Origin of the sequence: Treponema bryantii (assembly GCF_900113965.1) — a bacterium.
Taxonomy (GTDB): Bacteria; Spirochaetota; Spirochaetia; order Treponematales; family Treponemataceae; genus Treponema_D; species Treponema_D bryantii_A.
In genome coordinates this window covers 67,463-82,148 of sequence record NZ_FORI01000004.1, presented here as the reverse complement: position 1 = coordinate 82,148, position 14,686 = coordinate 67,463, and the positions used below count along the sequence as shown (strand labels likewise).

13 protein-coding genes are annotated in these 14,686 nt (G+C 40.0%); all 13 read right to left on the bottom strand.

Going from position 1 to position 14,686, the window contains the following annotated elements:
• Positions 1–24 precede the first annotated feature (24 nt).
• The 13 genes from BM161_RS06395 to prfB all read right to left on the bottom strand — a co-directional run bounded on the left by BM161_RS06395 (position 25) and on the right by prfB (position 14,638).
• Positions 25–642, bottom strand: coding sequence for a phosphoribosyltransferase (locus tag BM161_RS06395; RefSeq protein ID WP_074931182.1), 618 nt, complete (start codon positions 640–642; stop codon positions 25–27).
• Between the two features lie 37 nt (positions 643–679).
• Positions 680–1,450, bottom strand: a complete 771-nt coding sequence (locus BM161_RS06390) for an ABC transporter permease (RefSeq protein WP_083425705.1) — start codon at positions 1,448–1,450, stop codon at positions 680–682.
• Positions 1,431–2,414, bottom strand: coding sequence for an ABC transporter substrate-binding protein (locus BM161_RS06385; protein WP_074931180.1), 984 nt, complete (start codon positions 2,412–2,414; stop codon positions 1,431–1,433). The genes BM161_RS06390 and BM161_RS06385 overlap by 20 nt, the downstream gene beginning before the upstream one ends.
• A gap of 24 nt (positions 2,415–2,438) precedes the next feature.
• A complete protein-coding gene (locus tag BM161_RS06380; RefSeq protein WP_074931179.1) occupies positions 2,439–5,051 on the bottom strand; it encodes an ATP-dependent Clp protease ATP-binding subunit in 2,613 nt (870 codons plus the stop codon).
• On the bottom strand, positions 5,032–6,183 hold the full coding sequence (locus BM161_RS06375) for an ATP--guanido phosphotransferase (RefSeq protein WP_074931178.1): 1,152 nt from the start codon (positions 6,181–6,183) through the stop codon (positions 5,032–5,034). Before BM161_RS06375 ends, BM161_RS06380 begins: the two co-directional genes overlap by 20 nt.
• On the bottom strand, positions 6,152–6,466 hold the full coding sequence (locus BM161_RS06370) for a UvrB/UvrC motif-containing protein (protein WP_074931177.1): 315 nt from the start codon (positions 6,464–6,466) through the stop codon (positions 6,152–6,154). The genes BM161_RS06375 and BM161_RS06370 overlap by 32 nt, the downstream gene beginning before the upstream one ends.
• Entirely contained in the window at positions 6,466–7,779 is a 1,314-nt protein-coding gene (locus tag BM161_RS06365) for an ABC transporter permease (RefSeq protein ID WP_074931176.1), read from the bottom strand. The genes BM161_RS06370 and BM161_RS06365 overlap by 1 nt, the downstream gene beginning before the upstream one ends.
• Positions 7,776–8,450, bottom strand: coding sequence for an ABC transporter ATP-binding protein (locus BM161_RS06360; protein WP_177206217.1), 675 nt, complete (start codon positions 8,448–8,450; stop codon positions 7,776–7,778). The genes BM161_RS06365 and BM161_RS06360 overlap by 4 nt, the downstream gene beginning before the upstream one ends.
• Positions 8,440–9,756 (bottom strand): ABC transporter permease, encoded by a 1,317-nt coding sequence (locus BM161_RS06355; RefSeq protein WP_074931174.1) that lies wholly within the window; start codon positions 9,754–9,756, stop codon positions 8,440–8,442. The genes BM161_RS06360 and BM161_RS06355 overlap by 11 nt, the downstream gene beginning before the upstream one ends.
• On the bottom strand, positions 9,753–10,829 hold the full coding sequence (locus BM161_RS06350; RefSeq protein WP_143090506.1) for a hypothetical protein: 1,077 nt from the start codon (positions 10,827–10,829) through the stop codon (positions 9,753–9,755). The genes BM161_RS06355 and BM161_RS06350 overlap by 4 nt, the downstream gene beginning before the upstream one ends.
• A 133-nt stretch (positions 10,830–10,962) precedes the next feature.
• Entirely contained in the window at positions 10,963–11,835 is an 873-nt protein-coding gene (ftsY, locus tag BM161_RS06345; RefSeq protein WP_074931172.1) for a signal recognition particle-docking protein FtsY, read from the bottom strand.
• Entirely contained in the window at positions 11,832–13,484 is a 1,653-nt protein-coding gene (locus BM161_RS06340; protein ID WP_074931171.1) for a hypothetical protein, read from the bottom strand. Before BM161_RS06340 ends, ftsY begins: the two co-directional genes overlap by 4 nt.
• Before the next feature lie 16 nt (positions 13,485–13,500).
• Positions 13,501–14,638, bottom strand: a protein-coding gene (gene prfB / locus BM161_RS06335; RefSeq protein WP_143090505.1) for a peptide chain release factor 2 whose coding sequence is annotated in 2 segments (ribosomal slippage) — positions 13,501–14,568 and positions 14,570–14,638 — 1,137 coding nt in all. Because the reading frame shifts where the segments join, the coding sequence is not laid out codon by codon here.
• Between the last annotated feature and the right edge of the window lie 48 nt (positions 14,639–14,686).

The following is a 14,686-nucleotide window of genomic DNA, read 5'->3' as shown; positions in this document are numbered from 1 at the left end:
TCCTAATTTGTATTTTTCAGTAAACTATGCTTCAAGGAAAGGTCCAAGAATATCACGAAGCTCTGGATCCTGTGAATAATAATTCTTCTCCAGTTCTTCTTTTGAAAGACCTACGAGCTCATGGCTCATATAGTGAATCCAACGGTTTTCATCCGGAGTATTGATTACAAATTTACGGCAGTAATAATCCGGCTGAATTGGAAGCTGCTCTTCCTGATAAGTAAAATATTTGTAGTCGTGTACAACTACCTTAATATCTTCGCGTGGCATACCACGGCTGTTGATAAGAGTTTCAACAAGGGAATTGATTGTACGTCCTGAGTCGAAAATATCATCGACAAGAAGAATCTTATCTCCCGGTCTGAGATTCTCCGGCGGATAAGTCCAGCCGTCAATAAAAACCTTAGTGTGCTGAGCAACATCAGAATATGAACGTGCAACAACTCCCGCATACAAAACAGGATGAAATTTCTCTCTCTTACTGATAATTTTAAAGTACTCACTGATAACGTTTGCCATGTATGCGCCGCCACGAAGTGAACAGTAAATTACATCTGGAATAAAACCATCTTTATAGATTTTATGTGCCAGTTTGAGCGCATCATTTCTAACAACGTCGTATGGAAGAAATTCTTTAATCATTTAAAACCTCGATTATAACACCTTATATATCAAGAAATTATAATGCTTTTTCGCCTTTTTTACTACTGAATTTATTAATCAGGATTTTCAAAAACCACTGACAAAGGCTGCTTACAATTACCAGAACAGCTGTAACAGCAAGTACATCTGCTGTATCAAGATGGACTTGAGCTTTCTGCATAAGAGTTCCGGCTGCAAATCTTGGAACACTCAAAACTTCACCGGCAGCGACAACTTTCCAACACAAGCCGAAAGAAGATTCCGCTCCACTTAAAATGGCAGGCAGAGCTGAGGGAAATCTGATATATCTGAATGCATAGAAACCTGTAAAACCATAACTGTTTGCCTTAAATAATTTTTCTATATTTTCTGCATTTCTTTCAAAACCTTTTTCGCAGGCAGTAACCATTACAGGGAGTGACATCACTGTGGCAATAACTACAGGCACAGTTCCAGATTTAAACCAGAATAAAGCAATCAGAATGAACGCAATAATTGGAGTAACTCTTATAACGTTTAATGGAAACTGTAAAAACGAATTAAAAAGCTTATAATCTGCAGATAAAAGTCCAAGACAAAAACCTGCAAGAACTGAAATTATAAAGGCAAGGATTACACGAAGTAAAGTTATGCAAAAACTTTTCCAGAAAAGAGCTGTTCCTGCAAGCTCGCAAAGTCTTACAAGAACAGTATGTGGATATGGCAGAATAAGCGGAGCCTTCATGATTAAGGCAACCGCATACCATATTAATAAAAGAAGAAAAGGTGATAATACTCTACTGAAAATATTATTTCTTTTTTGATCCATAATAAAAGTTTTTGTCCGGGAGCTTTCCACCGATTGAAGTTTTGTCACACTTCAGGAAAATTGAAAGCATTGCTTCAATCTGTTTTTTTGCTTTGTCAGCTGGGATGTATACATAATTTGAAACAGGAATTGCTTTTGTAACTACACCGGCTGCAAGACCAAGCTCTGCCTTTTCTGTGAGTTTTCCAGCTTCTGCAGGATTAGCAACTGTCCATGCAGCAGACTTTTCATATTCTGAAAGGAATGCTTCGAAAAGCTCTTTATTTTCTTTTGTAAAGTCTGCACGAACAACCATTACTGAAAGCGGATATATTTCTTTTGCACCACTTAAAGCAAGATATTCATTCTGAAGATTTAAGGTTCTTTTTACAGATTCAGATTTTGTTTGCGCAATTGTTGCAAATGGCTCTGGAACTACAGCATACTGGATTTTTCCAGAAATCATCTGAGCGGCAATCTGTGCTGTTGGAATTGAAAAATCAATCTGAACGTCGGCAGAACTTCCGTCAGTTGAATAGGAGATTTTATTTTCATCAAGAATATAGCGGAACATATATTCAGGAGTTGCTCCCTGTCCTGCTACATAAACTGTTTTTCCTTTAAGGTCTGAAAAACTTTTTACTGATTCATCAGTTGTAATAAGACTGAGATTTCCAAGACCTGTAACTGCACAAAGCAAAAGTGACTTGTTACCAGAGTTGTAAACCTTTGCGGCAACATTTACAGGCATAAAACCGATGTCTACTTCCTTCTTAATCAGTTTTGGAAGAAGTGCCTGCGGGTCTGCAAACTTTTCGTATGTAACGTCTGCAGTAGTGTCACCAGCAGATATGGTCTTGTTGTTTTCGATCATATAAGCTGCTGGAATACATGTTGGGCCGTTCAATACGCCTACGTGAATTGATTCAGCAAAGGCAGCGGTGGCGATTAAAAGTGCAATTACAAAAGTTGTAATACGTTTCATTATATCTCTCCTGATTGTTTTTTATTAATTTTTTCCGGTGGTTGAGTAGCCTGAAGGGCGTATCGAAACCATCGTTTTTTCTTCTTCAATCTTTTCCAGATGAACCTTTATCTTTCCGGAATTGCATTCGATTGATACTGTATTGAAATCTTTTCCGGCATTTGAAAGAAGCTCCATAGAAAGAGGATCTTCAATTTCCTTACGAAGGAGGCGCTTCATTGGGCGGGCTCCCATTGCAGGGTTATATCCGTTTTCAATAAGGTATTCTTTTGCCTTTGGCTTAAGGCTGATTGTAAGGCCTTTTTCCTTAAGACGTTCTTCGAGCTCTGCAAGCTGAATATCCAGAATCTTTGCAACCTCTTTTTTAGAAAGGGCATCGAATACAATTACGTCGTCAATGCGGTTTATAAGCTCAGGGCTGAGGAGTTTTTTAAGCTCATTCATAGCACCAGCCTTGATTTCTTCGTAAGGCATAACGCCGTCGGCATTTGCAAGTATTCCAAAGCCTACGCGACCTTCGTTTGTAATCTGGCGGGCACCGGCATTACTTGTCATTATGATGACAGTGTTGCGGAAGTTTACAGTGTGGCCAAGATTATCAGAAAGCTCTCCTTCTTCAAGCAACTGAAGCAGGAGGTTGAAAATATCCGGATGTGCCTTTTCAATTTCGTCTAACAAAACAACCGAGTATGGATGGCGGCGGACCTTTTCTGTAAGTACACCACCCTCTTCGTAACCGACGTATCCCGGTGGCGCTCCAACTAAGCGGCTGGCAGTATGCTTTTCCATATAGTCCGACATATCAATTCGGATCAATGAATCTTCACTGCCGAAAAGATATTTTGCCAGAGCCTTAGCAAGCTGAGTTTTACCCACGCCTGTAGGGCCCAGGAATATAAAACTACCGACCGGATGTTTTGGAGAAGAAATGCCTGCGCGGGCCCGGCGGATTGCGCCGGAAATCACACTTACTGCGGCATTCTGGCCGATTACAGTATTGTGAAGCTCGTCTTCCATATGAACAATACGTTCTGCTTCTGAAGAAGAAAGGCGCTCTACAGGAACTCCGGTCATCTCAGAAATAATATGTTCAACATCAGAAACTGTAACGCGTTTTGTTCCGCTGTTTCCGTTCTGCTTCCAAAGATCGCTGTAAACGTTGAGGCGGCGCTTGAGGTCAATTACCTTGTCGCGAACCAGGGCCGCACTTTCATAATCCTGATTTTTTACCAGGGCAGTTTTTTCTTCAATCAGCTGGCTGATATTCTGCTCAAGCTCTGCAAGCTCTGTTGGTCTTGCTTCTTCCTGAATCTTTTTTGCAGCTCCTGCTTCATCAAGAATATCAATTGCTTTATCCGGCAAAACCTTCTCCGGGATATAGCGGCGGCTGAGTTTTACAATGGCAGGAATTACTGCATCATCATAAATTACTCTGTGATAGTTTTCGTATTTAGTTTTGATTCCGTTGAGAATCTCTTCTGTTTCTTCGTCACCAGGCTCTTCAACCTTAACAACCTGGAAGCGGCGCTCAAGTGCCAGATCCTTTTCAATATGGCGGGTATATTCTTTAGTTGTTGTTGCACCGATAATCTGGATTTCTCCGCGTGAAAGAGCAGGCTTCATTATGTTAGAAGCGTCCATTGTTCCTTCAGGACCACCGGCACCAATGATTGTATGAAGTTCGTCGATAAAGAGGATGATGTCCTTATTATCCTGGAGTTCCTTCATCATTTTTTTCATGCGCTCTTCAAACTCACCGCGGTACTTTGTACCAGCAACAATGGCAGCCAAATCCAAAGACAATATGCGCTTGTTCAAAAGACCTTCAGGAACCTTACCTGCGGCAATGTGCTGAGCAAGACCTTCTACAATTGCAGTTTTACCAACGCCAGGTTCACCTGTGAGTACAGGATTATTTTTTGTGCGGCGGGAGAGAATCTGAATTACGCGGTGAATTTCTTTATCGCGGCCAACAACAGGGTCATCCTTATTTTCGCGGGCCAGCTTTGTAAGGTCACGGCTGTATTCTGCAAGGAAAGACTGCTTTTGACCTGAATTTGATTTATCTATAGGCTGGCGTTTTTCTGATTTCTTTTCTTCAAAGACTCCGAAAAGTCCGCCGCCCGCATCGTCATTCAAAAGCGAACGGAATACAGAATCTACTAGACTTTCTGCGTTCTGCTGACGGATAGAAGAACCACCATCTGCCTGAAGTTCCATAACAGTAAAGCGGGCATCCATAATTGTGTATCCTTCATTTGCAAAGAACTTTGCTGTTACACTTCCTTCATCGCGGATAGCCGCAAGCAGAAGATGTTCTGTACCAATATAATTATTATGCAATGCAGACGATTCAATATCTGCAATATCAATCATAAACTGATAACGACGGCTCTTTGGAATAGCGTCCAGAGTCGGTGAATGAATGTCATCACGGAAAAAGGTTTCAATTGCAGATTCAAGTTTAGAGGTATCTAATCCGAGTTCTGAAATTGCTGCGTATCCGAGTCCTTCCTTTGATTTCAGGATTGCAAGAAGCACATGTTCAGGTAATAACTGACTGCTTCCAATTTTTCTGGCTTCATCCTGTGCCAGTACCATTAAGATTTTTTTTGCTCTAGGAGACAGGTTTTTCATTAACAATTCCCTCAAAGGCCTGCTGAATTACAATAGTTCTGAGTCTTTTAATCTGAAGCTGCAGGCTGGACTTTACATCATCTTCGAAGGTAAACGCATAGTTATCGCAAAGATATTTCAGATGACCGTCTTTTACCCGGTAATATAATCCGTTCAATTCGCACTCTGAAATGCCCTTGATGAGCTTGAGCTGCAAGCCCCATTTTACCGCTGATATAATGCTCACTGCCTCTTCATAAGAAAGCAGCAGTGAATACATTGCCCGCGCGTAGCTCTGCTTAAAAAAATTCAAGACTACTGTAGGATTATTATCGGCAAAATTTGACCGAATCTTGCGTTCCTTTTTTAAAATAACACTTACAATTGAGTGAATTCCAGCCATCTGATCGAGTTCGGTGCCTTCGGCACAACTGACCGTACTCACATCAAACAGGCAGTTTGAGAAATCCGCAATCTGATCGCTCTTAAATACCGGTTTTATAGACATTTTTTTTGAATGTACAAGAGAAACAACCGATTCAAACTGCCCCGAGAGCACAATAGACGGAAGGAACATTCTTACGCTGAACTTTAAGCCGGTTCCGCAGTCTTTTACCATGGAAGTAAGGTAGCCAAAGTCTATACTTGCCGCAAACTGCAGCTTTTCCTGAAGCATTTCGTCTGTATGGTAGACCTTTTTCATTGCTTTTTCGCAGTCCAGGCCCGCTACAAAAGAAGAAAGCTTAATATGGTCGGTACCGTTTACAAGGCAGGAAGAGCTTTCATCACCATAATTAATTACAACAGCCCCGCATTCCTCATCTAAAACATTTTTATCGCGGAGAATTTCCTTTCCCGGCTCTGAAATACCACTCATTTCAATAAAACGCCAGTTTTCAACGCCCGAAAAAGCGTCATAAACCAGCGACTGAACGCGGCGTCTGTCATCATCAGACATTTTTGAGGGAAAAGGAAAATCTGCAAGATTTCTTACTATGCGGGCTCTGGTTGAAATAACAACATCGTCGTTGTTACCAGGTAAGGAAAACCAGACATTTTCACCGGCTGTGGCCGACGGTGTCGATATCCCTGACTTTCCCGATGTCCCCGCATCGTCTATTTTATTGTTGTCCGTCTTTGGTTTCCGTGCCATGATTCAATACCTTAAGATAGTCTCTATACAATGCTGCTTTTTCGTAGTCTTCGGCCGCCACGGCTTCCTCTAGTTTGATCTGCATTGTCATGCGGTCTACGAGAGTTGAGCGGTAACCTTTGAGGCGTTTTGGAAGAGAGCCCTTATATTCACCAGATATTCCGTATGTTTCAAGAGTTGCGCGGAATTCTTCTGCAAAAGTATAATAACATTCCGCACAACCAATTCTCTGAGACTTTACAATCTGATCAAAGGTGCATCCGCACACACTACAGCATTTCATTAATTTTTCCTCAAAATCTCCAGCGGCTTCTCACGTCCTGCTTTTCTGGAAGGAATATAAGAAACCAGCACTGATAAAATCAAAACTGACACTGCTATAAGGATAATCTGAATTACAGGAATTTCAACTGGAATTTCAGCTAAATAATAAGCCGGATCCATAAGATGTACTTCTGCGTGCCCACCCATAACAGCAAACATATTTATCAGTTTTTCAAGCCCATGTACAATCTGATTTGAAAAAACTGTAAGAATTATACCGATTGGCAGTCCTAATACAAGCCCCCCAGCCCCACATGCAAAAGCGGCAGTCAAAAAAGCAAAGGTGATTCCACGAGGCTTTGCACCTATACTCTTCAAAATTGCAATTTCTTTCTGGCGTTCCATTACAAGCATTACGATTGCAGAAGAAATATTTACTGTAGCAACCAGAACAATCAGCATCATAACAAAAACAAGCATTACCTTTGTTGAAGAAAAGTTTTCAAACTCTGCGGTATGAATCTGATCCCAGCGGTAAACATTTGCGTAACGGCCGAATCGTTCTCCAACCCGTCTTTGAATTGCAACCAGTTCCGGTGCAAAAGCATCTTCAGTTTCGAGCATGACATTATAAGTTGCACTTTCCATTGAAAGCGAAGAATAGGCTGCTTCAATAGGAACAAATACCCAGAACTGATCAAGCTCCTGATAGCCCGAAGAAACTACGGCGGCAATGCGGAAGGTTGTAAGCTTTGGAACCATTTTTTCACCGGAAGTTTTTGTCGTAATTATTCTAAAATTATCCCCTGCATGAAGTTCAAGATCTTCTGCAAGTTTTTTTCCGATTACTGCACCGGCTCTGCTGTCCTCACCAGGATTTACAAATGAATCAATTTCACCTTCTGAAACTTCAAAAAGCTTTGCAAAGGATTGATTGCGTACAAAAATATCTTTTTCTACAGCTCTGATTTCAATTCCGCTTCGGCCTTTTTTACCGGCGGCAATTGCAGAAATATCCACCTCAGGATAAATACCAGTAATGCCTTTAACTGACGCTGTATCATTTGCATATTCAATAAACTCTTCTACAGTTTTTACCTTGCTGATATTCGGAGAAACATAGGCCTGTATGTGTGAAGAAGAAAGCCCTATGATTCTTTCTGTCATTCCATCTATCATTCCGTTTGTAACTGAGGTAACAACAATCAGAGGAACAATACTAAGACCAATGCAGAGCACAGCTCCGAAAAGACTTTTTCGCGCGATAGACTTCTTTTCAGATTTTGGGAAGATGAGGCTTTTTGCAAATTTCAGAGAATATGAAAAAGTCATTTAAGCCGCCCCTCAACAATACTAAACTGTCTGTCTCCGTTTGCCGCAAGCTTCATATCATGAGTTACAAGAATCAGAGTCTTTTTATATTTGTCTGCCATTGAAAAAAGCAATGAACCAATTTTTTCTGCATTTGCAGGATCAAGGTTTCCAGTCGGTTCATCGGCCAGAATAAGGCTCGGGTCATTTACAAGGGCGCGTGCAACAGCAACTCTCTGTCGCTCACCACCAGAAAGCTGAGAAGGAAGATGATTGATTCTGTCTGCAACTCCTACATCTTCCAGCAGACCGGTTGCTCTTTCAATTGCTTCTTTCTTTGAAGCACCAGCAATTAAAGCCGGCATATAAACATTTTCCAGAGCAGTAAAATCTTTGAGCAGATAATGAAACTGGAAAATGAGGCCAAGAAAATGAGAACGATATTCAGACATTTTTGCTTCATTCAAAGAAGTAACTTCCCATTCACCAGCCTTTACAGTTCCACTGGTTGCAGAATCAATTCCACCAATAATATTAAGGAGTGTACTTTTTCCACTACCGCTCTCACCTACTACTGCAATTTTTGAACCTTCCTCAACACTGAGGTTCAGGTCTTTTAAAACGGTAAGTTTTTCGCTGTCTGTTACATAAACTTTTTCAAGATTTTTTATTGTAAGGATATTACTCATTATGAAGTACCTCCGAAACTGTCATCTTTAAAACATTTCTGCTGGCCGCAAGTGATGCAATAAGCGGAGAGAAAATTCCAAAGAGTGTGATTGCTGCAACTTCACCCGGAAATACTCGGGCTGGAATTGTAGCGTAAAGTGTATAAGAAGAATTGACCTGAACATACTGAAGATTCTGCCGATCTGTAATTGCTGTAACAAGATATTGAATTCCATACATCAGTTTTGCCGCAACAAGGAAAACTGCATCTGTATTTAAGCTGATTAAAATACCAAGCACAACGCCTGTAAGGGCTCCGACTGTTCCCATTATAAGTCCGCGCATTATAAAGATTGATTTGATTCCAGACTTTCGGGCTCCAAGCGCAGAGAGTACTGCAATTTCTGTACGGCGTTCAAACACAAGGCGGCGCATACCGTTATAAATATTTATTGCAACAACAACAAAGATTAAGGCAACAAGAAAGAGAAGCATGTTCTTTTCAATTCTGAGTGCACCAAAGAAGGTTCGGTTGAAATTACGCCAGGAGATTAATTGTGATTTCGCTCCTTCAGACCACTGTAATTGTTTATTAAGAGAAGACACTGCCCTTAAGTCATCATCATACTTTTTAAGTTTGATTCCCCAGATTTTTTTTGCAGAGTTTCCAAAATATTTTTCTGCTGCCTGAGTTCCAACAAACGCATAACCGCTGTTTATTTCTGCATAGCCGGTAGAAAAAATTCCTCTGACTGTAAAGATTCTGTCTGACGAAAATAAATCAACATCACTTCCGCCGCTCATAACAAGAAGATTTACAGTACTTCCTACTCGCACTCCAAGATTTCTTGCAAGGGTACTTCCCAGCACAATTGAATCCGCATCAGAAAAATCAAAACTTCCAGAAACCATTTTAAGCTGTTTCTGAAAACCAGGATCTTCGTAATAAATTGATTCGTCTGCAGCACGAACATTTACGGCAACTGCCCCGCCCTTATCGCCAGTCATCAAAGCCTGCGCTTCATAAAAGGGCACGCATGCAGAAACATATTTGTTTTCTTTACAGGCAGCTATTAACGAAGGCTCTTCATTTGATGGAACATCAACTGCACGAATATGATATGAAGACACTTCAAGAATTGCATCTATAAAACTCATCTGAAAGCCGTTCATAACACTCATTACAACTGTAAGGGTCATAACGCCAAAACAGATTCCAAGAGTAGCGAGAGTTGAAGTTACGGCAGAGCGCCCCTTTCTGTCTACACGGGCAAACCTTCTTGAGACTGCAGAAATCCATCTTAGATTTTTTATAAATCCGTCTTTCATCTTTGCTCCCCCTGCACTACAGTCTGTCCGTCAGTCTGTTCTTCCTGAGTCTGAAGTTTTTCATAAGTCTTAATTCTGAACAGTTTTCCGTTATTATAGAACTCATCCCGAACTCTTATATCATCTTCATAATAAGTTTTTACCGCAAGGTTTTCATCAAAATATACCCAGGTATAATAGGCTCCCTTTTGTGCGGTATAAATCTTTTTCATCTTAAGGACATTATTCTCATAATATTTTGAATCAGGTGGAATCTCATTTTCTTCTGTTTCACCTTCTTCATTTTGATTTACTGTATCATTAAATGTATATTCATAACGTCTGCTAAAAAGCTCAGGCTTATCTGAATAATCATTAGTCTTATAAAGATATTCATTTTGAACATCTTTAATTACTTTATTCTGTTCGTTATAAGTCCACACTCTCTCCATCAGAATATAATTCTTATCATCTGCAACAGCATATTTTTTCGAAGCTGATGGTAAACCTTCGGCGTTATACAAAACTGACTCTCGAGTTTTTTCTGTAACAATATCTTTTTTTATAACCTTTCCGTTTTCTTCTGAATATTCAAACTCTTCTGATTTTAGTTTCTTTGCATCGCTTGCAGATTTGATAGTCCATTCTTCTTTTTTTACCAGCTGATATTTTAAATCATAAAAGTTTCTTGTTACGCTGCTGTCATTTGAATGAACTACAACAAGCCCGTCAGCTGTAAATTGTGGTGCAAGAATCTCTTTATCAAACTCATAAAAACGAAGCTCGTTATTTTTTCCGGTTATTACTTTTCCTTCTTTTGCTTCTTCAAAAAACTTTTCAACAGGATTTAATTCTTCCTGCGGCTCTGTATTATCTGAGACAGCAGCTTCACTTCCACTTTGATTATCTTCTACCTGATAATCTTCAAGGGTGCTTTCCATTTTAGAAAGTTCTTCTGCAATTCGCTCTTCTTCTATCTGCATCAAAAGGCTTTCTACCCACGAAGCATCATCTTCTGCGGGACTGTAAAAATTATAAAGCTCTTCATCAGATGGTTCTGTAGTTTTCGCTGTATCTGAATTTATTTCGTCCACAAGAGGATTTTTTTTCTTACAGGAAATCAAAGACAAAGACAATATTACTGCCACAAAGAAAAAAAGAGAAAATCTGATTCTGGAAATAAAGTGTCCTGTCATCTTTAATAAAACAGCCTTGCTACCTTACCCGTTACATTGTAAGAAAATCGTCTATATATGACTCTGCATTAAACGGCTGAATGTTTTCATAAGCTTCGCCGGTACATACAAAAGCAACAGGAAGTCCAAGTTCACGGCCAATTGAAACTGCAACTCCGCCCTTTGCTGTTGAGTCATATTTTGTCATTATGATTGCGTCAATCTTTACTGCTTCATTAAACACTTCTGCCTGGCGCAAAGCATTCTGTCCTGTGGTTGCATCGATTACAAGAATCTTTTTATAACAGCCTTCATCAGCCTTGAGCGAACAGGTACGGTCAATTTTCTGAAGTTCACGAACAAGATTTTCTTTGTTGTGAAGACGGCCTGCAGTATCTGCAATTACCATTCCAGGACCACTGGCTCTCAAAGCATCTGCTGCATCATAAACAACAGCAGAAGGATCTGATCCATGCTGATGGCTTACAACACGAACACCAAGACGCTCTCCGTGTAAAGCAAGCTGTTCAATTGCAGCTGCGCGGAAAGTATCTGCACTTGCAAGTACAATATTTTCAGTGCCGTTATTCTTAAAATATTTTGCAAGCTTAGCAGCAGTTGTAGTTTTACCAACTCCGTTAACTCCAAGCATCATCCATACATTCTGCTTTCCAGCTTCAGGTGCAAGAGAAACTGCGCGTACATCTCTTAACAAAAGCTCTTTCAGTTTTGCAACAATTCCAGCCTGATCATTTATTTTTTCTTTATCGCAGATTGATTCAAGTTCATCTACAACCTCAAAGGCTGTTTTTGCACCGATATCTCCTTCAACAAGCATATCTGTAAGGTCTTCAAAAAAGTCTTCATTAATTGAGCTGCTTTTCGAAAACAAAGCTTTTAATTTTTCACCAAACGACTGTTTCATTTTTCTGTTTCTCCATTTTTATTTTCTGTATTATCGTTAGAGTCATCTCCAGGTTCTGGAGGCACGTATAATTCAAATTGTGATAAATCTCCAGGTCGAGCATTCTGCGGAAGAACTGAGTTAGCTGCAATCAGATATCTTACAAGCTCATAGCCCCAGAAAACTCCAAGCCCTATTGAAATTGCTCTGGTGATATTTGTTGCGTTCTGCCACTGTTTTGCAGTTTCATAATCCACCTGATAATTTTTATACAAATCTACATAGTTCAAATAATTTCCGTAAGTATAAAAAGTTGGAATTAAAGAAACCATAAATGCACTGTAAGACGCATACATTATTTTGCGGCGTTTATCTATGTAAGACATTCTGTCCATTGGTTTTGGTTTGATTGTCACATAACTGCCGTCAAAGGTAAGTTTTTTTGGAATATAAAAAAATGCAGTCTCACCATTTTCAGAAACAAACTCTCCAAGAATCTCTTTTCCGTTAATTGCAATCTGAGATTTTTTTCCGTCTATCTCTAAAGCACGTTCACCGTTCATCAGAATGTCTCCTTCAAGAGGTTTTCTTAACCCCACCTGAATAAAGCCTGATTTTGGTTTTTCAAAATTTACTTCGATCTTATAAGATCTGTTTCCTTCAAAGGAATAAGTTGTTCCGGCGTTTTTATAACCTTCACTAATAAACTGAATTGTATGAATGCCCGAATCAATAATTATATTTCCGCCTTCAACCTTCTGAAGCGCATCATCAATATAAATGTCTGTTTTAGCAACGGCTTCTTCCGGTGTAATTGTAAGCTGTAATTTTACAGGGAAAGAATTTGAAATCAGTGGAACGAGCTGCATTGCAATGCTTGTAGTTAAGATTTCTAGATCCTGAACAATTCCAACTTCTGCAACTGAACCGATTTTCCTTCCACCTGGAAATGAATACATATCTACATAAACAGAAATGTAATCTCCGTATTTAGAAAAGTGTCCTGTAAGCAGTGTATTAATGCCAGCATCAGAAATCTTTTTAGAAAATACAGGATCAGTTACTTCCAGATCTTTTATATCTTCTGAAGGACGGTAAAGTTCTGTAAAATTATCCTTGTAAAAAGCAATCTGTTCTTTCTGGATTAAACTTTCATCCTTCTTAAAAATATTCTTAAAAAGATTCTTGAAGCGTAAAAGTTCAGAATCCTGATTATTCTCAGAAAAGTTTCCGGCTTCTACTTCTGCCATCTTTTTCTGATTTTCTTCTTCAGCCTTTTTTAAGGATTCCAGATTAGCATCAATTTTTTTCTGAATATCTTTAATCTTTTTGTTTGAATCAGAAAGCGCTGATTTAAGCTTAAAATCTGAATAATTACTCAGAACAAGGGAATCTCTTTTTTTATATTCTGCGGCCAGCTGCAAAAACAAAGACTGGCGTTCAGTACGCAGTTTATATTTTGTACGTTCAAACTGTTCTTCTGGAAATACGTTACGCACAACCGAAGTACCAATCTTCTCAAGAATATCAGAAGGTAAGAGTTCTCCGGTTGTGTCGTTTACAGCGTCTTTCTGGGTTCCTGCGTCTGCTGTAAATTTCTGTGCGGCAATAACCCACTTACCGCTCTCGCAAAAGAGTGGTAAGCAGAGGCAGGAACTGCAGAGAAGCATATAAAGGATTAACGCACTAAACCTCTTCGTCATCATCCCCCGAGCCGTCCATAGGAAGGCCCTTCCATTTTGCAACAAGGTATGCGTTCATAAAATCATCGAGGTCGCCGTCCATTACTGCCTGAATGTTTCCAACAGAGAAACGGGTGCGGTGATCTTTTACCATTGTATAAGGACAGAAAACATAAGAGCGGATCTGGCTTCCAAAAGAAATATCCTTTTTTTCTGCCATGAACTTTGAGTTCTCTTTTTCCTTCTGTTCGCGGTAGTATTCGTAAAGCCTTGCCTTAAGCATGTTCATACAGGTCTGACGATTCATCAGCTGGCTGCGTTCTGTCTGGCAGGCAACAACAATACCGGTTGGAATATGAGTAAAGCGAACGGCAGAGTCTGTTTTGTTTACGTGCTGTCCGCCCTTTCCACCGGCACGGTAAGTATCTACACGGAGGTCTTCAGGTTTAATGTCAACTTCAATTGTATCATCCAGAACAGGATAAACGTAAACCGATGCAAAACTTGTGTGACGGCGCGCATTAGCGTCGAACGGCGAAATACGTACCAGGCGGTGAATACCACCTTCGCCCTTCAGATAACCGTAAACAAAGTCTCCGCAAATCTGAATTGTGATTGATTTGATTCCACCTTCTGCTTCAAGTTCATCAACAACTTCTGTTTTATATCCGTGGCGTTCTGCCCATCTTAAATACATACGGCTGAGCATAAATGCCCAGTCACAGGCTTCTGTACCACCAGCTCCTGCATGTACTGTAAGGAAGGCATCGTTCTGGTCAACTTCGCCAGAAAGAAGATTTAATACATTCAGTTTGTCAAACTGCTGTTTTGCGGCCTCATACATTGTGCGAACTTCATCTTCGTCACTGGCTTCTCCAGATTCTGAAGCAAGTTCATACATGGCTTCGAGGTCATCCATATCTGCAATGATTTTTTTCCAGGGTTCTATTCGGTTCTTGAGCTTTCTGATCTGGCTCATCACCTTTTCTGCGGCTTCATGATCATCCCAAAAGCCGTCTGCTTCGGTAAGCTTTTCTTTTTCTGCTATTGCTTTTTCAATTGCGGCAGAGTCAAAGACGCCCCCAAACGTTCATGATTTCTTCTCTCAACTGTTCAATCGGTAACTTAATTTCTTCTAACATACGCTTAGAATAGCATGAATTTCAAAACTTGTCATTGCCGTGTTTTAC